We start from the raw sequence: 23,746 nt of genomic DNA, 5'->3' as shown, positions 1-23,746 counted from the left end.
AAAAAGTTTGTGTTTAAGGAATTAATTAATGGAAATAGCGACGAAAACTAGCCTGGTTAGGTGGGTGCTAGCGCTTTGGTTTATGGCTATGGCCGCAGGTTGTAGCGTTAATCATGCACCACAAGCAACGACGACGGAACAGCCAAATACGACTCAGGTAATGGTGATGATTTACTTTGGCATGGCCGAACATGACGGAACACCGATATCTCAGCAGCGTTGGCTGGAGTTTGAGAAACATGAATTAGCCAGGCATTTTGAAGGTTTTACCTTATTTGATGCGAAGGGCTACTATCAGGGACAGGCTGAAGTCAGTAAAGTCGTTTTGATTATTATTAATAAATCTCAATTAGAGACGGTTAAAAATATCGCTGATAGTTACCGTCAGCAGTTTAATCAACACTCGGTTATGGTGACCGTTTTCAACCTGCAACAGTGGCATTTTATTAAAGGTGATTAAATCGATTTAAATTGCCTGCGGGCATTATCGTAATAGCAACCGGCCTGTTGCAGTCTTGCGGTTACGGTTGTTTCATCTAACTGCAAACGCTGGCAGGCCATGGTTAAGTCCGTTTGCTCATTTCTCATTTTCATATTAAGCAGGCTGAACAGTACATTGATGTCCAAATTCTGATGAATCTTCATTACATGTGTCCTTTGATGATTTGCTCATAGTTTTAGTCGACCAGACCTTTTCGTGGATATGGTATGCGCAGGTATTTACCAATGGCTCAATGGTGGCCACCAGACTACCTAATAGTAAATCTCCAGTTAGTAAATACGTTACCGCAAAAGCGACGGTAAAGTGAGTGATAGCGAAGCTCATGGTTTTCTTCATGGATTTAACCTCAGTGCAAAAGTTCATTGTCGTATAACGGCGGGATAAACAATATTGAATTTTTAAGATGTTGAGCTTCAGATAAACCGAACATGAAAAGTTTGTGTCGGGAATCTTTACTCCAATAAAAATTGGTAATTAAGCTCGCTTTCGAATGTACTGATAACCTCCTGTTTATCAGCATAATTCCCATTTCTTTAAATTTTGGCGCGGGAAATGCATCGGTTGTGGTGCCATCCTTTTCGATAATAAAGATTTTCCAGGTAGCACAGTTTGTACGAAAAGATAGGGCTCCCCATGCAGTTATTACTGGGGAAGATGTAACTGCAATAAATAGTGTTAGATGTAATTGGTCGTACAATACTAATAAAAATTCTCCATTTATGTCTTTCGAGTAACTTCTAATGAATCGAGGGGCAACCTATGAAACTTCTTTCTAAATTTTTAACCGCAGGCTTGCTTGCATTTTCTTTTAGCGGGGCTAACGCTGCCGTCGTTGAAGGGCAATCTGACTTCATTGAAAATGAAGATGGATCGCTAACGCTTATCTTCGACTTGGTATCGGCTGATATCGACGGAGAAGGTGATGGTCTGATGTTCACTTATGTTAGCGAAGAGGCGTTTTTCACTGTAGAACTGTTGGTAACGGGTGGTGGTATTGTAGTACAAGATTATCCAGCAGACGGTGGTTTAGGTCTGTATAACGGTGCTGATGGCGACAACTTGGCTGGTGGTGAAAGCCTGACTTTTGAATTTCCTTCTTTAGGGGAAATTGAATTTATTAATTTAGTCAGTATTTCTTTTAACGGTTTGATTGTTGGTGACGGTCACCAGGAATTAGCAGACGGTATGGTAACCGTAAATGGCTTTAGCGTTGATGCTTCAGACTTTTCACTCACTGGACAAGGCATGTTGCCTGATGGTGGATTAGTGAAGAGCTTCGACGTGTCAGCTACCGCAGATTTTACCGGTTATGTGGAGTCTATTACTTTTTTCATTGAAGAAGATCCGCAAGGTATCCCAGAACCCGGAACTATATTGTTAATGTTATCTGGTTTACTTGGCGCGAGATTCATCAAGTACCGAAAATAAGCTAATTACAGTTGCAGAAGTTTGGCTTAGCCAACTTCTGCTTAGCTGTTATTTTGCTTACATATTTTGTACGTTATCCGCCTTAACACCTTCTTTAACCTTGTTCTCTACTTTATCATCCAACAATTGCTCATGGGCTATGTCTTCATCAATCCTAGGGTCGAGTGTCGCTGCTAGCGGCGATGAACTTAAATCGGATGTGGTTACCACAAACTCACTGTTTTTCGGGTTTTCGCTACGAATTCTTGTGTTCATAGATATCAGCAATACCAACAGTAACGTGGCTACGCCCGCCATAATGGCGTAAAGCAGCGAATATCCAAATATATCCATAGTTCTGGCAATGATAGGAGTACCAAACCCTGCACCAACACCAAAAGTAACAAGTAGTGCGGAAGATACACCAACTCTGTCATCCTGACCGACTCTGGAGTTTGCTAGTGCAGAGGCTAGCGGATAAAGGGAGAATGCGAACAGACCGAATAAGGTGCTTAGCATAATGCCATGGAGAAAATTAAAAGGCAGAATGAACATCGCTCCGCATATTAGCGCCAGACAAAATACATTAATGCGGATCAGCCGACTGCGTGAAAATTTATCTGATAAATACCCCATAGGCCATTGCGCTAACAAGCCTGCAAATACGGTAGCACTCATAAACCAGGCAATTTGTTGGGCGTTAAAACCTGATTCTTTCATTAATACCGGAGATAAGCCGTAAAAGCTGGCGATGATCATACTTGAAAGTAAAATCGTGGTTAATGCCTGAGGCGTTTTCGACCAAAAAGAAAGCACAGTTAAATGCGTTGGTTTTAGATGAGATGGGTGAATTCGTTTGGTGGTTGCAATAGGGATAATGCATAAAGCAACACAGATAATCACCAGCAACAAAGGTTCACTTCCAAGGTCGGGAAACAATGAAATGGTATATTGGCCGATGACCATTCCCAGATAAGCGGTAATCATGTAATACGCAAAAACTTTGCCACGCTGTTCATGCTCTGCTTGTTCATTAAGCCAGCTTTCCAGCACCATGAAATTACACATCATACCGAGGCCAAACACGAAACGAACCGTCAACCAGATGACAATATTGTCGCTTAAAGCATGGGAAGCACAACAGGCGATAATAAGACCGGTACTGGCGGCATAGGCACGAATGTGACCGACTTGTTTTATCAGGTGGAAACCGAACTTAGAACCCGCCAACAACCCTGTATAATAGCTGCTCATTAGCAGGCCAATCCAAAAGGCATCGACATTATTAACCGTTAGGTAAAGCGACAGGTAAGTGGTCAGCAAACCTGTGCCGATGGCCAGAAGCAGGTTACTAAAATAAAGGGATAGGAAGGATTTCACTGTTATTTGTTAGCAAAAAGCGCACGGTAGGTTAAAGCTTAGCTTAAAGAGTTAAGCTAAGCTTGTTTTCGTAAGAGGACGCTGTCGGTGAAGACGCCGTCGTAGGCAACAGGCTTTTTCCTTACAATCACATTGCAACGCCACCCTTTCAGCTTCGCTGAAACTCCACCTTCAAAATCTCATTTTGACTCCACCTTCGTTAGAGTCCCTCTTCTTACTACCGCCCCTCAGGCGAAACTACGCTGCGCGCAACAAGTAATCAAACGCGGATAGCGACGCTTTTGAACCTTCTCCCATGGCAATAACAATTTGCTTGTATGGTACGGTTGTCACGTCTCCACAGGCGAAAATGCCAGGTTCTGAGGTTTGTCCTTTTTCGTCAATGATTATTTCGCCAAAGGCATTGCGCTCGACTAAACCATCGACAAATTCCGAATTCGGTACCAGTCCGATTTGTACAAACACACCATCAAGGTCGACATCGACAATTTCTTCACTATTGCGATCCTGGTAACGGATACCGGTGACCTTGCTGCCATCACTGAGTATTTTTTCGGTTTTGGCACTTTTGATGATAGTGATGTTATCGCGTTGTTCGGCTTTTTCGACCAATACTTTATCGGCTTTCAATTCTGGTAAAAATTCAAATAAGGTTACGCTTTTAACCATGCCCGCTAAATCGAGAGCCGCTTCGACACCTGAGTTACCACCACCGATTACGGCGACATCTTTGCCTTTGAAAAACGGCCCATCACAATGCGGACAATAAGCAACACCCTGGCCGATGTTTTCTTTTTCGCCTTCAACACCCAGCTCACGCCACTTGGCGCCAGTAGCGATAATCAGAGTTTTGGTGGTTAACACTTCACCGCTTGAGAGCGTTAAGGTTTTGATATCACCTTTTTCGATTTTATCGACGCGAATATGCTCTTTAAGATTAATGTCATAATCGTTCATGTGGCTAATCAGATTGCCTGTTAATTCCGTCCCTGTGGTTTGCGAAACGGAAATCAGGTTTTCAATACCCACAGTGTCTTTTACCTGGCCACCAATACGATCGGCGATTAGCGTTACTTTCAAACCTTTACGGGCACTGTAAATGGCCGCTGAAACTCCCGCCGGGCCGCCTCCGATTACGGTTACGTCCTGAGTCGGTAACTGCTCGGTGTTTGCCGGGGATTTCAACTTGTCCCCAAGGTGCTGTTGTAGTTTTTCAATCAACACTGCGGTATCAACTTTACCGTTGGCAAACGGTTCGCCATTGAGGTAAACACTCGGTACCCCTTGGATGTTGCGCGCTTCGATAAGCTCTGGATACAAGCCGCCATCGATCATTTCACTACTAATATGCGGGTTTAATAATGCAAACTGATTTAATGCCTGAACGACATCCGGACAGTTGTGACATGACAGGCTGACAAACACTTCAAAGTGCAGGGGCGCTGAAACGGATTTGATAAGGTTTTGCAAACTGCTATCAAGTTTTAATGACGTGCCTGATGATTGCAGTATTGCCAGGATCAACGAATTAAATTCGTGACCGGCAGGAATGCCTGAAAAAATCACGCCATTAAGCTCATTGTCAACTTCCAGAGCAAAACTAAGTGGACTATTTAACCCAGAGTCAAACGTATCCGTTCGCCATTTTAAGTTATCACTGACCGAACACAGTTTTTCTATGAAATCCTGTAATTCCTGACGTTTAGGGTGGTCACCCGGCTGCAAAACCAGAGTGACGCTGTTTGCCATGTTTTTAGTGTAAGCCTTTAAAGCATTTAGAATATCGTTATTTAGCATAGGTTTTACATCCCGGAAAAGTAGAAAGGTAAAGCGGGCTTTTCGGGCCCGCTAGCTAATGAATGTGCGGATAGTGGCGTTTAGATTTTGCCAACTAAGTCCAGGCTAGGCGTTAATGTTTGTTCACCCTGTTCCCAGGCTGCCGGACATACTTCGCCGTCATTAGCACGCACATATTGAGCCGCTTTTACTTTACGAACCATGTCTTTAGCACTGCGTCCGATACCACCGTTGTGAATTTCTGCTACCTGAATAATGCCGTCAGGGTCAGCCAGGAAGGTACCGCGCATTGCCATATGATCTTCTTCGATCATCACATCAAAGCCACGGGTGATGTGACCGGTTTGGTCGCCGAGCATCGGGAATTTGATTTTGCCGATAGCGTCGCTGGTGTCGTGCCAGGCTTTGTGAGAGAAGTGAGTGTCAGTAGAGACCGCGTATACCTCAACACCTAATTCCTGAAGCTCAGGATACTGGTTTGCCATATCTTCTAACTCGGTCGGACACACAAACGTGAAGTCCGCTGGGTAGAATAAAAAGATTGACCATTTGCCTTTTACGTCATCGCTGGTGATGGTTCGGAATTCACCATTGTGAAATGCTTCAGCTTTGAAATCAGGGATAGATTGGTTAATGTTAGCCATTGTTGTTTTCCTCGTTAGCTAGATGGAATTAATCGTTAATGTCGGCTCGTTCCGACTCGATGGGTAAAGATTAAAGGGATGGGGTTGATTAATAAAATTAATTAAATAGAATTTAATAATCAGTTTTATTGAACTAAAGGTGGAGTCTTGATTTCTCTTAAACAAATTAACTATGCCCTGGCGGTGGAAAAATACCTGCACTTTAAAAAGGCTGCCGATCATTGCGCGGTGTCTCAATCTGCGCTCAGTACCGCTATCAACGAACTTGAAAAACAATTGGGCGTAACCGTCTTCGAGCGCGACAATAAAAAGGTTCTTGTTACCGAGCTGGGGAAGGGGATTTTACAGCAGGCGCGGAAAATAAAGCTTGGCGTTGATGAGCTGTATGTAATGTCGCAAATGCACAAGCAGCCATTGTCGGCTCCGATAAGTATCGGTGTGATACCGACCATAGCACCTTTCCTGTTGCCAAAAGTATTACCTGGGGTGCGGCAAGAATATCCGCAATCGCAACTAAAAATTGTCGAAGAGAAATCCCATGTATTAGTGGATATGGTGCGTCGTGGAGAATTAGATACGGCGATTCTGGCGTTGCCTTTTCCCCATGAAGGTTTGATAGCGTTTGAGTTCTGGCAGGAAGATTTTTACTGGGTGACCCATGAGCAGGATGAATTAGCGCGGCTTAAAGAAATTCGTTCTGAAGAGATGGATTTGTCGCATTTATTATTGCTCAAAGACGGTCATTGCTTAAAAGATCATGCCTTGGCGGCCTGTCATATGCCCAGTAGCCAGAGTGACTCAAGCTTTAGTGGCACCAGTTTGACGACACTAGTACAAATGGTGGCGGGTAAACTGGGTAGCACGTTAGTGCCTGAGATGGCGCTTGATTCGCTGGTTAAAAACAGTGCTGAGCTTCGAGCCGTGCATTTGGATGAGCCCGGACCGCATCGAAGATTAGCATTTTTGATCCGACCTAATTATGTAGGTACTCAAAATATCGAGTGTTTAATCCGCAATTTTCGTCAGCAGTTGGCTGGTAAAGTCTGACATGCATCGGTGTCATGGAAATTTACAGTTACTCAATAGTACTAGCTACTCGATTATTTGCTTGGATACAACTTATTGAAAAAATGTAAAAAAATCAGCCATCGTAAAGTTGGTTTGAATCGTGCTTGTAAAGCGGGAATACAAAGTTTAGTGATAAACGATCCTTAAGGTTTATAACAGTAATAATAATCTCCGTGGGTAGTTGTCATTGATTATTTCGATGCAGGAGATTCCATGAAGCTTTTCAAAAACTTATTTGTCGCCGCAGTAATTACCCTGTTTTCAGGAGCTAGTTATAGTGCGGTGATCCCAGGCCAAACCGATTTCCTTGAAAACGAAGACGGTTCCATCACCCTTATATTCGACCTGGTATCGTCAGATATTGTTGGCGAAGGCATGGGCTTATCTTTCACTTATTTCGGCTTGGAACTGATTGTTACCAGTCAAGCAGTTGTTATTCAGGATTTCCCTGCAAATGGCGGACTTGGTGTCGATAGCGCCAATGATGGAGATAATCTTGGAGCCGGAGACGTGCTCATTCTGTCCTTTAATGAAGATGTCACTATCACGGGTATCAGCTTCAATGGACTGATGGGGCAAGATGGCCATCAGGAAATGGCTGATGGTCTGGTTTTGGTTAATGGTGGAGTTCTCGATACCTCTATGTATTATGTCGTAGGTTCTGAGCTAATGTTGCCAATTGCAGGTAGCGTATTTACCATTGCCGGTGCTGAAAATCAGTTCACCGGATATCTGGAATCTTTAACCTTCTTTATCGGTGAACCACCACAAGGCATTCCTGAACCTGGAACTATGCTGCTTCTTGCCGGCGCTTTACTGGGGTTCGGCGGTATGAAACTGCGCCGTAAATAGACATCTACTGCCGATAAATCGCGATAGAAGTACAGGTGAAACCCTTCGACCCTTACCAGTCTATCCATCAATACCAGGATGCTTCAAGCTTGGCGGATGCGCATACGCCGCCAAGCGCCTGGTACAACCAACCAGCTATTCATCATCTCGAACAACAAACCGTATTCCACCATCAGTGGTTGTTAGTCGCCCGGGCTGACGAAATTGCCAATGACGGTGACTATGTCGCTATGCAGGTTGCTGGACAACCGATCATTATCGTCAACTCTAACCATACGACTCGCGCTTTTTACAACATCTGTCGACACCATGGCGCCATGTTGAAAGGCAATGGTAAAGAGACGACAACTGGAAGCTGTAGAAAACTGGTATGCCCTTATCACGGCTGGACTTACAACCTGGAAGGCCAATTAGTGGGCCATAGAGAATTTGCTGGCGTTAACAACTTTAATCAGGCAGATAATGGTCTGGTGGAAATTCACTGTAAACAATATTGGCACTGGCTGTTTGTATGTTTTGACAATGACGCACCGCCATTATTCACCACCGACTCTGCAGTTGAGCAACGGCTCGATGAATTGAATATGCTTGACTGCCAGTATTATCAAAGCCGCAAGTATCAGTTGCAGTGTAATTGGAAAGTTTATGTCGACAACTATCTTGATGGTGGTTTTCATGTGCCGGTTTTACACCGAGGGTTGAGTACGGCATTAGACAACAGTCGCTATCGCATTGAAATTGTCGACAAGGCTTGCTGGCAATCATGTCCGACTAAACCTTCCTCAGGAGATATTGGCCAGGTTCGCAAGGGTACGGCTAATTATGTCTGGCTTTATCCGAACCTGATGTTTAACTGTTATCAGGGCGTGTGTGGGGTTATGCGGGTCTTTCCCGTTACCCAAGACAGCTGTGAGGTTGTGTTCGACTATTACTTTGCCGACGATATCGATGCGAAGTTCAGAGCTAATAGTGTTGCCGTAGCCGATAGCGTGCAACAGGAGGATGCGGATATTTGCGAATCCGTGCAAATCGGTTTAAATAGCCGCGGCTTTGATACCGGGCGCTTATCGGTGAGCAAAGAAGCCGGCGAACATCTATTTCACCGGCTACTTTATCAGGATTTAATCAGGGGCTGTTGACCTGAGAATCGGCTACCTTCTGCGGTTTTTGTTTTTGCAAATACCAATACATAGGAAAGCCGGCCAGCAGCAGAATCAGACCAAATATCACCGTTTTCAATCCGATGCTATAGACTATCCAGGCAGAAAATATCGCGGCAAAAATGGTGATTATGGAATTTACCGGGGAATATCTGGGCGTTGATTTGTCGGACATTTTTAAGTGAGCGATGGATGAAACCAGATAAGGCAATACGGATGTTAATGTCGATAGCAAGATCACAATCGTAAATTGATCGATCAGACTCTCATTGTAATTCATCAATATCAGCACACTGACTAACAGGGTAGAGATCACGATACCGTTAGCCGGCGTCTGAAATCGTGATAGCTTACCGAATGTCTTAAGAAACATATTTTCTTTCGCCGCTGCTAAGGGAATTTGAGCGACTGCCAAGGTCCAGCCATTTAATGCGCCGAAACAGGAGATAACGGCGCAAATGGCAATGAGATAATAGCCGGTATCACCCCATAAAAATGCGGCAGTTTCTGCATACGGTGCGTTCGACTGTTGCAGTGTTTCCGGTGGAATAATGCCCAGGACTGCAATAAATCCGAAGATATAAACGATAGCACTAATCATGGTTCCAATAAGCGCCGCTCTTGGCACATTTTTCTCCGGTTCTTTGATTTCACCGGCAATATTGTTTGCCGCTTCCATACCCACAAATGCCCACATGGTTAATGCTGCCGTTGCTGTTAATGCCGAGAAATTCGATTGTTCACTGAGATTTACCGGAGTGAAATGTTCGGGATTAATATAAAACAGACCAATAAAGGCAATTGCCAATAATGGTAATAGTTTGAGCAATGTGGTGAGCAGCTGGACCTTGCCGGCTAGCTTAACGCCGCGAATGTTTACCAGGGCCAACCCCCAGATAAAGCCTAAGGTGGTTAACATCGATAACAGGTTGGATTGTTTCAGAACCGGGAAAAATACGGTGAGGTAACTCACCAGGGCAATAGCGATTGCGGCATTAGCTGAGACTACACACAGCCAATAACCCCAGGCGGTAAAAAAGCCTGTGAGGGGGCCAAAAGCTTGTCGACAATACAGGTATTGACCACCTGAACCGCGGATATATTGCGATAATTTCGCGAACACATAAGCCAGCGATAGCGAGCCTAATGCGGTAAACAGCCAGCCACCGAGGCTGATGCTACCAAAACTAGCCAGTGATGCTGGTAGCAAGAATACACCGCTGCCGATCATGCTCCCGGTCACGATCGAGGTGGCTGTCCAAAATCCAAGATTTGCTTTACCTGTAGAACCTGATTCTTTCATCGTTAAACTTATTGTTATTTTTTAACCAGATTAAAAGGAAGGGCACTTAAAGGCAAGTTACGGTGCGGAGGCATCGTAACTTTAAAAGGTGACAGACTGGCGTCGAGATAGAAAGTACTCACTTGTCGTACTTCCGGGTGACAGACTAACGTCGAGATAGAAAGCCCTCTGTTTGTCGTACTTCCGGGTGACAGACTAACGTCGAGATAGAAAGCCCTCTGTTTGTCGTGCTTTCGGGTGACAGACTGGCGTCGAGATAGAAAGCCCTCTGTTTTTCGTGCTTTCAGGTGACAGACTAACGTCGAGATAGAAAGCACTCTGTTTGTCGTGCTTTCGGGTGACAGACTAACGTCGAGATAGAAAGCACTCTGTTTTTCGTGCTTTCAGGTGACAGACTAACGTCGAGATAGAAAGCCCTCTGTTTGTCGTGCTTTCGGGTGACAGACTAACGTCGAGATAGAAAGCCCTCTGTTTGTCGTGCTTTCGGGTGACAGACTGGCGTCGAGATAGAAAGCACTCTGTTTGTCGTGTTTTCGGGTGACAGACTGGCGTCGAAGAGGACGTTGTCGAAGTTAGGGTCGTCACCTGATGTGGCGCAGTTGGCCACATCTGTCAGCAGTCCGGTTTCTTTTCCGGACTGTCAGCTATCGCGTATTTTGCGCGATTGTCACCTTATCACGGTGTCTTTCCCGTGATTGTCACCTTTAAGAAGCCCGCTAATACCATGGCTTCTTAATCAACAATCACATGCGGTACAAATCGCGACAAATCCTGAGTGATCATCGCTTTGTCCTCACGAATCGACATGCCGCAGGCGATATCATCTATTAGCCAGGAACCTATTAAAGTGTGATCATCACCAAACTTTGGCATCGGGTAATATGCCTGATAGATATAACCCTCTTCACCATAGGGCCCATCGGAACTGACGATTTCCTCACCATCCTGATAAATGCTGATATTGGCACCTTCACGGGCAAAAATCGGTTTTTTCACGTAGCGGGACAGGGATTGTTTTGCTTCTTCTTCGCTGAAAAATGTTGGTAACAGGTTAGGGTGTCCGGTAAACATATCCCATAACACCGGCAATATGGCTTTGTTTGAAAGAACCGCTTTCCAGGGTGGTTCAAGCCATTTTACGTTAGCGCTTAACAACAGCGGTGCATACTCTTCGCGAAGCATGAATTCCCATGGATAAAGCTTGAACATCCAGGTAATAACCTGATCGTCTAAATCGGTTAATACATCGCCTTCACCATGGCCGATATCTTCGATGTAAATAAACTTGGTTTTAATGCCGGCCTCTTCAGCGCAATCCTGAAGATATTGCACCGTGCCCCTGTCTTCCTCGGTATCCATACAGCAGGACATATGCAGAATTTCGCCGGGGTATTGGTTTTTGAGGTAGGAAAATCGCTGTACCAGTTTTTCCTGCAGACTATTAAATTGATCGGCACTGCGCAGAATATCGCCTCGATTGACTTTATCCTCTAACCAAAGCCACTGCCAGAAACCGGATTCGTACAAACTGGTTGGGGTATCGGCATTGTTTTCATACAGTTTTGCCGGGCCAGTGCCGTTATAGGCGAGATCTAATCGAGCATATAAACATGGCTCCTGAGCATTCCAGGAGGATTTTATCCATTGCCAGAACTGGCGCGGAATTTGAAACTTAGCCAACAATGCATCATCGTTGACAACCTTATCGACAGCTTGCAGACAGAGTTGATGTATATCTTCAGTCGGTTGTTCCAAATCCTGCTCAATTTGCGCTAAGGAAAATTGGTAGTAATTACGTTCATCCCAGTAGGGTTCGCCATACATGGTATGAAAATGAAAACCGAATTGTTCGGCTTTTTGTTGCCAATTGATGCGCTCTGGTGTTGGAAATCGGATCAAGGTTAACCGCCCCAGCCGCCGCGTGATGAGCTGCCTCGGAATGAAGAGCTGGCCGCAACTTTAGAGCCAAATCCACCCCGGGAAATTGTTCGGGTAACTTTAGGTTTTTTATCGAATGCCTTTTTATTTACTTTGGTTTTTCCATATTTCGCTCGGCCATAGCGCTTGCCATCTACGGACGACCAGTAGCCGTAAAATGGTGAGTGATAACTATAGGAAGTATACAAAGGCGCAGAACGATAACGATTGTCCATATATCGAGAAAACAGGAATCCTGCCATTAATGGTACAAAGACGTTTTGACCATTATTCATGGTATATTGATAACAACGGTTACTACCAAATTCCTCCTCACAATGATACTTGCGAGGATACTTTGGGCCGCTTTCCTCGGCCGCATTCAAAGCCTGTTGATATGCGGTATCACATTGTTGCTCTAAACCGGGATTGTCGCTCAGGCAATGATCAATATCTTTGTAAACAACGGCTTCTTCACTGTTGCCACAGGCGCTCAGGCCTGTTACGCCGGCCACAACGGCTAGAGGCTTGATGACTTTACCAGTGGAAATTTTTCTCATCCGGCTGAGGTTAATTGATTGACTGCGTTTCATCATTTCGTCCTTTTATACCGGATTAATAAGTCATACAGGCAGCATTGAGCAAACCTACGGCAATCGACATACCGGCCAGGATGATACCAGCGGTAACTTCGTTATTGATGATGCGTTGCACGATTTTTGGCATGAATACAAAGCGGACAATAAAGAATGCAAGAATTTGTGCAATCAGCGCCACGACACCCCAGACTACAAAATCCAGTAGTGCGATCGAGTTTGCTATTGCTCCGGCCAGAGCAATAGCAAAGCCGACAACGGCGCCCATCAGGCCAATGGCTGCAGCGGTATTTTGTTCTTCTTTAACCAGTTGCCACTCATCATGAGGGGTAACAAAGGCGTAAACCCACTTAAATATTACAAGCATCAACAAGCTGATGAAAAAGTAAATGGCGAAACTGCCTAAGCCGGCTAATAGGTTGGTCACAGATTCCATGTATTGTTCCTGTTAAATAATATAAATATCGGATGGTTGTAAATCGAAGCCAGTAACGGTAACTAAGCATCTGTCATGTTGATTGTTGATGATTTTTTCTTCACCAAGCAGCATGGCATATTCGTATTTTTCGTCACCAAACTGGCGCTCGTACAACATCGCAAATTGATCGGTTTCACTAATGCTACCGTCTTTGTGGTAAGTTTTTTCGGTCATTGCTACTGGTGGTGAGCTGGTACCGCTACTTTCCCACACCCGAGTAAAGGTGTGGCCTTGCAGGTACAGATTTGGCAGACTGATATCTCGATTAAGCGCATTTTCCCAGTCCTTTTCGGAGCCTATTCCTTTAGTATCAAAGAAATACATCAACTTAACATCTTCGATATTCTCGTCTTTTAGCTCGCCTCTGACCAGGACCTGAATATAGCCTTCATCGTCGGTGTAATAACGCAGTACCGTGGTTTGCTCATCGAGTCTAACCATGCCTACGGCTTCAATAAATTGAGTTTTTGCGGCGCCGTTGATGATAAGCTCGGGTTCGATAAAAGTCATTTTTACCGTGTCCAAATCAAATGCTCCGCCAAGCCTCAATCCAAGTATTTCGGGAGCCTTATCTTCAATTTTTTCCGTTTTTTTCTTGAACCAGTTAAACATTGGTGAACAATTCCCAGTTAATATTATTCAGCCTTTCATCGGCAATGTAGTATAGCGTGCTGTCCGGTGCGACGATTTTTTCTAAATCCGGGTTCAACTCCAGCGTATCGTAACCATTTGGTGAAATACCGATTAAGGTTGCCTGATAGTGTTTTTTCAATGCGATAAATACAGCGGCGACTTGTAATGCCTGTTTCCCCTGATATTGCAACGAATACTGGGTCATACCCTGACCAACATCCAGTAATTGATGGTGCAATAGGCTGGAACCGGGATCGACGGCGGATTTTGCAATCAATTCAACTCCTACCGATGGCATACATTCGATATTCGGACAATGTTGTTTTAAAAGATTACCCAACTGGTCATCCTGAAAATAGGCGATGGTATGGGCGTCTGGGTTTCTGGATGCGCAGTACAAAGCGGTAGTCATGGTGACATCATCATCTTGGGTATCGATAACAATACAGCTGGCATTGCTTACCCCGGCACGATCCATTTCTTCGTCGCTGGTAAAGTTCAGTACTCTTACAAAGCCAATTTGTTCCGGTTGCGGGTTTTCGATATCGGCTCTGACACATAGCGCAATATCCTGTTTATCACTGTGAAAATCCATCTCCCGTTTTAACAGCTTTAATAGCTGCATGGTTCGCCCTTCATTCCAGCCGATGACCAGAATGTGATTATCGTAATTTAAGGTTTTCAAGCCTTTCACTCCTTTTCGCCACTGATCAGAGAAAAAGCCAATCACTCGACCAATCAGTAAACCAAATAAACTTAACCCTGCGGGGATAATAAATAATGCTACAACATACTTACCTGGCTGGGATTGCGGCGAGAAGTCACCATAACCAACGGTTGATGCAGTAACCATCAGGAAATATAAAAAGTTTTGTTCCTGTACCAGCTCTGATTCACCACTGAGGGTCAGTAATATCCAGCTTAGGGCGATATAACCCACCGTAAGTAGTAATACACCTTGCCAGGGAAGATGAAGTAATTGGCGCAGGAAAAGTTGTTTTAATCGCAGAAAAATAGACATTAATTATTTTGTTAGTAGCTGCTATTGCGGGACGGGCCTTGACATAATTTGTCAGTATCTTAACAGGGAGCACACGTATGTAAAGCCAGTTGCCAGGGTTGTCAAAAATTTTTACAAAATGCAGGGGTGAGCAACATCGGTCCCTGATAAATCCCGAGGATTGCCAGGGTTTTCGGTGGGTTCAGGGAAGTGATTGATATTGGTATGTTTTTTGCTGAACAGGAGGGCCATTAAAGGTTTATTGGCACAACAACAATAATTGTACAAGGATTGAATATGAAAATATTAAAACAAAGTTGTACGGCGCTGCTTGGTTTGTTTTTTGCCAGTCAGGTGCTTTCAGCTCCCGTTGCCGGAGATTCCTCAAATTGCACCACAGGTGCTACCAACCACATCATCTTTGATTTACAAAATCCCGATATTGATGGCAATGCTGACGGATTGTCCTTTTCCTGTGGCCTCGATTTTGTGGTGACGTCGGGCAATGACGGCAGTAATGTAATCCAGGACTGGCCGGCAAATGGCGGTCTTGGTGTTGATGGTGGTTCTGAGGTTGCCGGAGATAACTGGGGGTTAGGTGAAATTCTGGTATTCACTTTTGATCGTACCGTGTCGTTACTGAGCGTGCTTTTTAATGGCGATCATTCAGATACGGTTGCCGGAACCGTGCAAGTTTCCGGCGATTTTGGCTCCGTTATGCTGAACGCTTCAGACTATGATACCGGCTCAGGAATGTTTCCAGATGCACTGAACAGTAGCGTATTCACCTTTAGTGTGGTTGATACGTCAATGTTGAGAACGTTTAAAGCTCCCGAATTTCGTGGTTATATCGAAGAAATTTCATTTCGAGAAGTGCGAGAGGGCCCACCTCAGGAAGTTCCTGAACCTGCTACCATGCTAATGCTTGGTTTAGGTTTACTGGGTCTTGGCCGTTTCCGTAAATAGCAATTCCAAACACTCTCATTGAAAAACGCCCGGAAAGGGCGTTTTTTCATGGGTTACATCAACAAAAACCTTAGCTTGCCAGCGTTGTTTCGATGTAGTTGTCGATAATGTCTTCAAGCATACTTAACGGTACCGCACCGTTTTTCAACACCGCATCGTGAAAATCACGAATATCAAATTTATCACCAAGCTGAGCCATCGCTTTCTCGCGCAATTCAAGAATCTTTATCATTCCCACTTTATACGCTGTTGCCTGACCCGGCATAACGATATAGCGTTCAATTTCGGCAACGACATCGCGCTCTGCCATGCCGGTATTGTTTGCCATGTATTCGATACCCTCTTCACGAGTCCAGCGTTTGTGGTGAATACCAGTATCAACGACTAAACGTACTGCACGGAACAATTCTGCGGTTAAACGGCCGATATTGTCTTCCGGGTTGGATTGAAAACCGTGCTCCCAGGCAACTTGCTCTGAATACAGCGCCCAGCCTTCCGTGTAAGCAGTAAATGGCGCAAAGCGACGAAGAAATGGCATACCTTCCAATTCCATGGCAATGGCGATTTGAAAATGATGACCTGGGATACCTTCATGGTAGGCCAGAGTGCGCATGCCAAATTTTGGTGTAGCTTTTATATCATAAAGGTTTGCAAAAAAACGACCCGGACGAGAGCCATCCAATGCCGGCTGCTGATAATAAGCGCCTGGTGAAGTTTTCTCTTTAAACTCAGGGATTCGGACGACTTCCATTCCCGCTTTGGGACGGATATTAAAGGCGCTGTCGATACCAGCATCAATTTCGTCCAATATCGTCTGATAATCGGCGAGGATTTGGGCGCGACCTTCATCACTGTCTTCATAATAAAATTTATCCTGAGCAGAAAATTCGGCCATGGCAGCAGTGTAACCATTGCTGGTATCTACGCCTAACTCGGCAAAAATTTCCATCATTTCGCCTTGAATTCGCGCCACTTCCTGCAAACCTAAGCTGTGAATATACTCAGCACTGTAGTCGGTGGTAGTAAATAGTTTAAGCGCTAATTTGTAGGCTTCTTCACCGTTTGGCAAGTGCCAGTAACCGTGATCATTGCCTGCTTTTGGCGCTAATTCAGTGAAGTAGTCAATAAAGCCCTGATAGGCTACATAGACAGACTCGTTAATCAATTGCTCGCTTTTCGCTAATAACTGTTGCTGCTGTTCATCGCTGATTTCCTCACTGTCGTCCATTTTAGTCACCAAAGAGGTGTAGAGGATATTTTCAGTCGCCGGCGTATCCACAAAGTTTTGCATTTCTTCTAAGATTCGGTCGATCACAAAGCGCGGTGGAATAATGCCTTTTTCTTCACGAATTCGTAAATCCATTAGATACTGATCAAATTTACGTGGCAATTCACTTAACCGAGAATTGTAATTTTCCGCGTCTTCCACCGTATGTACCTGATGTGAGGCTTCCATAAAGCTTGGAAAACCGTTTTGAATACCGAATAGCTGATTAGCGGGGTAATAGTGATAACGAAATGGTTTTGCCTGTTCAGCAATATCCATCAGATAGATAGCGATGTCTTTGGACATTTTTTGCTGGCGGTCCAGATCTTGATCCGCATATTGTTCTAAACCCGCGCGAAACTCAGACAGTTCGGCAAACATTTTTTCGGAGTTTTTCGGATCGACATCATCAAGATGGGCATTGTGTCCTTTGATCCCCATGCTTTCCAAAAAGCCGAGTGAGGTCAACGTTTCCGGATCGGAAAACGCCATTTTTACCATGGCGCGGTCCAGGTAGGCTCGAAACATAAAAGGTTTTTTTGCATACCATTCATGGGCGGCGAAACTTCCGCCGAGCAGGATTATGGCTAACACCAATAATCCGAACCACTTAAATAAAGCTTTAATCATTATCGTCCCGTATTTTAGTTGTTATTTTCAGTTTGAGATTCGTTTGCTTCAGGCATGAAATAGACGAAATTAATTCGTTAAAATTCATGATGGTAATTACATTATCAGGTCTGCTGGATAGTTAGCAAATATGGCAGGGAAATACATTAAAATCAGAGGGTTTCGACCTGGTTAAAAGTTAGTGTTTAATAGTCGGTTATTCGTACAAGTGAGTTTTTTTGCTGTTCGACTAATTATTCAGGAGGCGCTGTTGTGCATTTTTAGCTTGTCTGAGCTTTATCGGGAGGGTTTTTCGCCTAAATCCGTCGGCGATTACCCGACATGCATTGATTTGAACAGTTTTAAGCTCTGATTTTGCTGTTTTACGCGCTTTTTTTTGGAAAGGTTTCCGTTTTTTTAGTTGTAGGCAAGGTTTTATTCATATCACTAACACCCTAAAAAGATTTACGAAAACCATAGAAACTTTTTCTGGTTGGGTGTTTATTCACAATCTATGCAATTTTTACTACGAAAGCTTTTGTATGATAATGCTACAAAATGCTACACAAATAGACTCACGTCCAAACCTTAAATCCGGTTATATCTTATGCTGCCCAATAAAATTGGCGATAAAAAATATAACGACATTTGGAGTTTTAAGGTGAGAATAAACAGCATTACAAGTGCATTAGCTATCGCGTTATACAGCGCTGGTTCAATGTACGCTGCTGCAGGTTTAGCGCCAACGGATGAAGTACATACGTTGAGCACACCAAACCTGACCCAGGAGCAAATTAACGAATTACAAATTGGCACCAACAACCAGGTATCAACTGGTTCTATGTTGGAAAATGATGGATTAAACGTTCAGGTTAATTCACAACGTGCCAAGTTCTTTGAAGAAGCCGATATTACCGGCGAGCACATCTACGTAGTACGTCTTAAAGACAAGCCAACTGCCCTATACACCGGCGGTATCGATGGTTTACAAGGTACACACGTTAAAACACTTAGCCGCGATATGGGCGTAAACAGCCTGTATGAAGCTGGCAAACCAACCACTGATCGTATCGTTGCTTACACTAACTACCTGCAAAACCAACAGGTAGCGGCAATCACCGAAATGAACCGCGTTGTTGGTACTAAACAAGTTCGTAAGCAATTTACCACTGCTGTTAACGCTTACACGGTAGAAATGACTCAGGAAGAAGCGAAACGCGTTTCACAACTTCCTCAGGTTGAATTCGTTCACCGAGCGAAAACCTATGAGCTACATACCGATGCTGGCCCACAAAAGATCAGTGCAGACCAGGTCTGGACGGGTTCGACCGAACAGGGCGTGCCTTTCAAAGGTGAAGGCATCATCATGGGTATCATTGATACCGGTATCAACTCAGATCACCCTTCATTCGCTGACATTGGCGATGATGGCTACGACCACACTAACCCTTGGGGTGCTGGTGTATACGTAGGTGCTTGTGCGGAAGCAGGTAATGAAGATCTGTGTAACGATAAACTTATCGGTATTCGTACTTATGACGTCATTACTGATGCGTTTGATGACATGATCCCAGGCTTCCCGGCTATCGGTGAAGATTATCAGGGTCACGGTTCTCACGTTGCAGGTACTGCGGCGGGTAACGTACTTAACGACGTTGATTATGTTTTACCCGAGTTCACCGGTCAGCCTGCTGACGGTACGTTGGTAAAAGAAGACATGTTTAACCTGTCTGGTGTTGCGCCACATGCCAACATCGTTTCATATCAGGTATGTCACGCGTCTAATGAATCTGGCTATCAAGGCTGTCCATGGGAGTCAATGATTGGTGGTATTGAAGATGCCATTAAAGACGGCGTTGATGTAATCAACTTTTCTATCGGTGGTATCGATAACGTTTCTCCATGGGATGATGGTGTAGAGCTTGGCTTCCTTTCAGCTCGTGAAGCTGGCATTAACGTTGCCGTGGCTGCTGGTAATGGCGGTCAGGCAGGGGCTAGTGAATACTTTGGCTATATTGACCATGCATCGCCATGGTTAGCATCGGTTGCTGCGACTACTCACGACCGTGTTACTCGCGTTGATACACCGATTTCATATGCGGGCTTTGCTAATGACGAAGCTGGCGCACCGTTAGGTTCAGAGGTTCCTTGGTGGAGCGAAAGCGGTCGTATGGGTGGCGCAATCAATGATACTGAATTAACGGGTGTTGTTGTTTGGGCGAAAGACTATGCTGATGTTAATGGGACCAAAGACTGGGGCGGGTACTGTGGTACCGAATATCCAGCTGGTACCTTTGATTTCTATAAAGACGGTACGCCAATTGTTGGTGCCGCAAGTGGTGAAACCAATGTAATCGTAGTTTGTCAGCGTAATAACCTGGCTGATCCAAATGGTATTGCCCGTACCGCTAAAGTTGCCAACGTCAAAGCCGGTGGCGCAGACGGTTTCATCATGTACAACTACGCCAAAGGCGATAGTGTACCGACCGTAGCTTACGACTTACCTTCAGTGCATTTAACTCGTGAGCAGTGGGATGGTGAAGTAACGACTTGGGGTGAAGATGGTTACAACTATGGTTTTGAAGACTGGATTGATTCCTGGTCCGAAAAAGGTCATATGATCACTATCGGTAAAACGGCGATTTATAACGATCACAACGAAGAAAACGGTGATTGGTTAGCGCCTTTCTCTTCACGTGGCCCGAGTAATTCAACGCCAGAAATGCTAATTCCACAAATTGCTGCTCCTGGTGTAAATATCTATGCTGCTTACGCCGATGAACATCCGTTCGTAGGTAACATGGGTAACACAGATTATATCGCAATCAGTGGTACCTCAATGGCTTCTCCTCATGTTGCTGGTGCAATGGCGCTAATCCGTCAGGCACATCCTGACTGGACGCCTACCGAAGTTCAATCAGCACTGATGCTAACCGCTGATAACGTAGTTCGTTACCGTCGTCAGAATCAGCCTAATGGTGATATCGGTGAAGCCTTTATCTATCGTGCCGGTGCAGGCCGTATCAATGTTGCCGAAGCAATTGATACCGGTCTTGTAATGGACGAAACCATTGAAAACTTCAAAGCTGCAAACCCTGGAAATGGTGGTCAGGTTCATCGCCTGAACATTCCTCAGTTAGTTAACTTTGAGTGTAAGCCTACCTGTCAATGGACGCGTACGTTTAAAGCGACCAAAGATGGTTCCTGGTCTGTCGACCACTCTGACGTGCTTAACTGGGACTTCGATATATGGAATCAGTCCGCACAAAATGGTGTAAACATCTCTGCCACACCAAGCGAGTTCTCTCTGAAAGCAGGTGAAACGCAGACAGTTGTTTTTGAAGCATCAATCATGGATACCCAGGATTGGTTCTCGAACGCCGAAGTGGAATTACACTCTGACGTTATCCTTACTGAAACTAACGGTGCAAGCACGGAAGTTCATCTTCCGGTTGCATTCAAGTTCTCGAAAAATGGCATGCCTTCGCGTCTTCGTGCCGTTGCTCATCGCAACGAAGGTAGCTTCCAGTTTAACGGTCTTGAATTACCTGCCCTAGACAACCCTTATACTCGTGTTTATGCACCTGTTAAAGCGGATGTTAAAACCGTAGCGCTACCAAAAGATGATGACGGCTATTTCCCGTGGTCTGCAAATACTGATGATGTTCCTGCATCTTTCCGTATGGATGAAGCAACTCACGTTGAAATGATCGAAGTACCAGCCGGTGCTAAGCGTCTTATGGTTGAAATGCAAGGTACCATTGAGTCAGATCTTGAAGGCTTCATGGATAAGGGTAATGCTCTTGTTTATGTAGGTAAGGATTACAACGGTAACGGTGAAGCAGATCCGTTTGAAGAAATTCTTTGTGTGTCAAACCACATTCAATACAACAACTTCTGTAACATCAACAATCCTGAAGAAGGCACATACTGGGCGGTAATCTACAACTCTGGTGAATTACGGGGTCAGGCGCCTAACTGGACTAATTTATATCCAGATATCGCTGCCGAAGTATTCAGCTACTCGATTGCTGTAGTAACCGATACCGTAGCTTCTGATATGTCTTTGCATGTAGAGCCTACTGACGGTGAAAACACCGTAAGCGCTACATTGAACTACAACATGCCGGAAATGATGGAAGGCGACATCTACTACTCGGTATTAGATTTCGGTACCTCGGAAGTTAATGCTGGTAACGTTGGTAAAGTGGCATTCAAACTAGAGCGTGGTGTTGATGATGTTCACTTAGATGTGACTCAGACTAAAGCCCGTGCTGGTGACGTAATTCCTTACACCTTTGAAGTTCAGCCGAACGACACCGGTGCGGATCGCGCGTTTACCATTACGGCTAACATGCCTGAAGGCATGCATTTCACTGCCGAAGATATCTTTACGTCAAATCCTGATGTCGTAACTGACATCGCCGTAGACGGTAGTGTTGTTACTATCTCTGGTGTGCAGCCAAACACTGCAGGTATCACGCCTTACTACATCCAGACGACTAACGTTGAAGATGCAATGTGTCGTATGCCTAACTTTGGTAACTCTAATCCAGGTGGTTATGTTGACCTTGAAAAGTTTGGTTTTGCTCCTATATTCAGTGGTTTTAACAGCGGTGTAGATGAAAATGGTAACCCAGTAGGTGATAACAGCATTCTATACCGTAGCGGTGTTGAATTACCTGTATCTGCTCTGTTCAATGGTCAATATGATTCATGGCACCTATACAACAACTCAGATCGTCTGAATGTTCATCCACAAAATTCCATTAATTTACGTGGTAATGGTCTATTTGACCTTTGGGTACAACCGACTTTCTGGCCATATCACTTAGGCTTCCCTTACAACTCATTCCCTTATGAGTCAGTAGGTCCTCTATGGCGTGGTGTAGGTCTTGGTGCAATGAATACTGGTATTGAAATGATGTCTGTACCGTTAATTAACACCTGGACTGAAAAAGCGGGGATTACACTAGCCAGCACACAAACTGGTTGGGGTATTATCGAAGTAGATAATGCACGTAGTTATGCCTCCGGTGGTCGTGACTTCTCAGCACCAGGTCGTCCTTACATCTGGGAAGAGAAAGATGATCGCTACGATTATCAGGTAATCTTCAACGTAAATACTCGTTACGGTAAAGATGAGCATGAGTTGTACTTTGCTTATGATAATATCGACTTCGGTACCCAAAATGGCCGTGGTTCGATTGGTCTGCAAGGTTTCACTGGTCCTATCTACTCTCGTGGTCCTATCGCAGGTGGCTACCTGGGTGAAGAGTATGCGTACGATGACTTAGATAGCAAAATCCACTCTGGCCTTGTTATCTGTTACGACTACTACGGTCCTGAGTCTTCAAAGTTTGAAGTCACTATCTGGACTCAAGTTAAACGTGATGCGGTAGGTGTTGATCAAGTAATGACGGCAACCAGTGTTGTTGACGGCATGGCTGATTTTGAAATGAGCCACACCCTGGAAACGCCTAGTAACATTCAGTTATCTGCAATCGCTGATATGGAAGTTGCAGAGAACGGTTCTGTAGACGTGAACGTTTACTATGCTGATAACTCTGAGCTAACCACTGTCAATGAAATCATGGTTTCTGGTGACAACGTATCTGGTGTTGTAGAGAGCCATACGTCTGGTTCAAGCATTTCTATCGTACCTGCTGCAAACTTCCACGGTATGACGGAAGTGACGGTTACCGTTGCTGATGTTGAGAACCCAGCGGATAAAGCAAGTACGACCTTTATGCTAAATGTTATCTCTGATGGCATCGAGTTAGGTTGTAACGATTCTAACGCGACCAACTTCGATTCAAATGCAAACACTGACGACGGTTCATGTGTTTACCCTGAAGAAGAGAAGAAGAAGAAGAAAGGTGGTTCACTAGGTTACTTAGCATTAATGCTTCTTGCATTTGCTGGTATGCGTCGTCGCATCAAGTAATCTAAGTCACTAGACTTAAACAATGTTAAAGCCGGGGCAGTTGCCCCGGCTTTTTTATGGGGAGACTGCGTCGGAAAGAAAACCCTAATATGTACAGGTTTTCAGGTGACAGCTCTCGCGGTGACAACGAAGGGCCTTATGGTTAGGGGGACGCGACCAACAGCGTCGCTCCGGGTAAAAGCGCTCTCAACTCGAAGGGCGTTTTCTGCCCGTACCCGAA

19 protein-coding genes are annotated in these 23,746 nt (G+C 44.7%); 7 read left to right on the top strand and 12 right to left on the bottom strand.

Annotated features, from left to right (window positions below; translation table 11 throughout):
- Positions 1 to 28: 28 nt before the first annotated feature.
- Positions 29 to 460: a DUF3574 domain-containing protein gene (locus FNC98_RS12605; RefSeq protein WP_143581570.1), complete on the top strand. Its 432-nt coding sequence runs from the start codon at positions 29 to 31 to the stop codon at positions 458 to 460.
- On the opposite strand, the gene FNC98_RS12600 is transcribed toward FNC98_RS12605, so the two are convergent.
- Positions 457 to 594 (bottom strand): DUF4250 family protein, encoded by a 138-nt coding sequence (locus FNC98_RS12600; RefSeq protein ID WP_185967961.1) that lies wholly within the window; start codon positions 592 to 594, stop codon positions 457 to 459. The genes FNC98_RS12605 and FNC98_RS12600 overlap by 4 nt on opposite strands.
- Before the next feature lies 1 nt (position 595).
- A complete protein-coding gene (locus FNC98_RS12595) occupies positions 596 to 838 on the bottom strand; it encodes a DUF2061 domain-containing protein (RefSeq protein ID WP_143581568.1) in 243 nt (80 codons plus the stop codon).
- Between the two features lie 423 nt (positions 839 to 1,261).
- Between FNC98_RS12595 and FNC98_RS12590 the strand changes: the two genes are divergently transcribed.
- Positions 1,262 to 1,930, top strand: a complete 669-nt coding sequence (locus FNC98_RS12590) for a PEP-CTERM sorting domain-containing protein (protein ID WP_143581567.1) — start codon at positions 1,262 to 1,264, stop codon at positions 1,928 to 1,930.
- 57 nt (positions 1,931 to 1,987) lie between these two features.
- Here the strand turns inward: FNC98_RS12590 and FNC98_RS12585 are convergent, their stop codons facing one another.
- From FNC98_RS12585 to ahpC, 3 genes are all read right to left on the bottom strand, one after another.
- Positions 1,988 to 3,289 (bottom strand): MFS transporter, encoded by a 1,302-nt coding sequence (locus tag FNC98_RS12585; RefSeq protein WP_185967960.1) that lies wholly within the window; start codon positions 3,287 to 3,289, stop codon positions 1,988 to 1,990.
- A gap of 237 nt (positions 3,290 to 3,526) precedes the next feature.
- Complete coding sequence (ahpF, locus tag FNC98_RS12580; RefSeq protein WP_143581565.1) at positions 3,527 to 5,086, bottom strand: alkyl hydroperoxide reductase subunit F; 1,560 nt, start codon at positions 5,084 to 5,086, stop codon at positions 3,527 to 3,529.
- Positions 5,087 to 5,166: 80 nt separating this feature from the next.
- Positions 5,167 to 5,730 (bottom strand): alkyl hydroperoxide reductase subunit C, encoded by a 564-nt coding sequence (gene ahpC, locus FNC98_RS12575; RefSeq protein WP_143581564.1) that lies wholly within the window; start codon positions 5,728 to 5,730, stop codon positions 5,167 to 5,169.
- Between the two features lie 147 nt (positions 5,731 to 5,877).
- On the opposite strand from ahpC, the gene FNC98_RS12570 reads away from it, so the two are divergent.
- From FNC98_RS12570 to FNC98_RS12560, 3 genes are all read left to right on the top strand, one after another.
- Positions 5,878 to 6,777, top strand: a complete 900-nt coding sequence (locus FNC98_RS12570) for a hydrogen peroxide-inducible genes activator (protein WP_143581563.1) — start codon at positions 5,878 to 5,880, stop codon at positions 6,775 to 6,777.
- Positions 6,778 to 7,011: 234 nt separating this feature from the next.
- Complete coding sequence (locus tag FNC98_RS12565) at positions 7,012 to 7,650, top strand: PEP-CTERM sorting domain-containing protein (protein ID WP_143581562.1); 639 nt, start codon at positions 7,012 to 7,014, stop codon at positions 7,648 to 7,650.
- A gap of 35 nt (positions 7,651 to 7,685) precedes the next feature.
- On the top strand, positions 7,686 to 8,789 hold the full coding sequence (locus FNC98_RS12560; protein WP_143581561.1) for an aromatic ring-hydroxylating oxygenase subunit alpha: 1,104 nt from the start codon (positions 7,686 to 7,688) through the stop codon (positions 8,787 to 8,789).
- Here FNC98_RS12560 and FNC98_RS12555 read toward each other — a convergent pair.
- The 6 genes from FNC98_RS12555 to FNC98_RS12530 all read right to left on the bottom strand — a co-directional run bounded on the left by FNC98_RS12555 (position 8,776) and on the right by FNC98_RS12530 (position 14,758).
- Positions 8,776 to 10,113 (bottom strand): amino acid permease, encoded by a 1,338-nt coding sequence (locus FNC98_RS12555; protein WP_143581560.1) that lies wholly within the window; start codon positions 10,111 to 10,113, stop codon positions 8,776 to 8,778. The genes FNC98_RS12560 and FNC98_RS12555 overlap by 14 nt on opposite strands.
- Before the next feature lie 732 nt (positions 10,114 to 10,845).
- On the bottom strand, positions 10,846 to 12,012 hold the full coding sequence (locus tag FNC98_RS12550) for a glutathionylspermidine synthase family protein (protein WP_143581559.1): 1,167 nt from the start codon (positions 12,010 to 12,012) through the stop codon (positions 10,846 to 10,848).
- Between the two features lie 2 nt (positions 12,013 to 12,014).
- Positions 12,015 to 12,623, bottom strand: coding sequence for a DUF1190 domain-containing protein (locus FNC98_RS12545; protein ID WP_144035560.1), 609 nt, complete (start codon positions 12,621 to 12,623; stop codon positions 12,015 to 12,017).
- 22 nt (positions 12,624 to 12,645) lie between these two features.
- A complete protein-coding gene (locus tag FNC98_RS12540) occupies positions 12,646 to 13,062 on the bottom strand; it encodes a DUF350 domain-containing protein (RefSeq protein ID WP_143581558.1) in 417 nt (138 codons plus the stop codon).
- Positions 13,063 to 13,074: 12 nt separating this feature from the next.
- Positions 13,075 to 13,716 carry a YjfK family protein gene (locus FNC98_RS12535; RefSeq protein WP_143581557.1) on the bottom strand — a complete coding sequence of 214 codons (642 nt, stop codon included), beginning with the start codon at positions 13,714 to 13,716 and terminating at the stop codon, positions 13,075 to 13,077.
- Positions 13,709 to 14,758, bottom strand: coding sequence for a potassium channel family protein (locus FNC98_RS12530; RefSeq protein ID WP_143581556.1), 1,050 nt, complete (start codon positions 14,756 to 14,758; stop codon positions 13,709 to 13,711). Before FNC98_RS12530 ends, FNC98_RS12535 begins: the two co-directional genes overlap by 8 nt.
- 276 nt (positions 14,759 to 15,034) lie before the next feature.
- On the opposite strand from FNC98_RS12530, the gene FNC98_RS12525 reads away from it, so the two are divergent.
- The gene (locus tag FNC98_RS12525) at positions 15,035 to 15,703 is read left to right on the top strand and encodes a PEP-CTERM sorting domain-containing protein (RefSeq protein WP_143581555.1); all 669 of its coding nucleotides are present in this window, start codon (positions 15,035 to 15,037) and stop codon (positions 15,701 to 15,703) included.
- Positions 15,704 to 15,773: 70 nt separating this feature from the next.
- On the opposite strand, the gene FNC98_RS12520 is transcribed toward FNC98_RS12525, so the two are convergent.
- A complete protein-coding gene (locus tag FNC98_RS12520) occupies positions 15,774 to 17,600 on the bottom strand; it encodes a DUF885 domain-containing protein (protein ID WP_185967959.1) in 1,827 nt (608 codons plus the stop codon).
- 640 nt (positions 17,601 to 18,240) lie between these two features.
- Here FNC98_RS12520 and FNC98_RS12515 point away from each other — a divergent pair.
- Positions 18,241 to 23,526, top strand: a complete 5,286-nt coding sequence (locus FNC98_RS12515; RefSeq protein WP_143581554.1) for a S8 family serine peptidase — start codon at positions 18,241 to 18,243, stop codon at positions 23,524 to 23,526.
- The last annotated feature ends 220 nt before the right edge of the window (positions 23,527 to 23,746 follow it).

Source organism: Thalassotalea sp. PS06 (assembly GCF_007197775.1).
GTDB lineage: Bacteria > Pseudomonadota > Gammaproteobacteria > Enterobacterales > Alteromonadaceae > Thalassotalea_A.
Note: the sequence above shows the minus strand (reverse complement) of the source record. Positions and strands in the feature narration are given on the sequence as shown.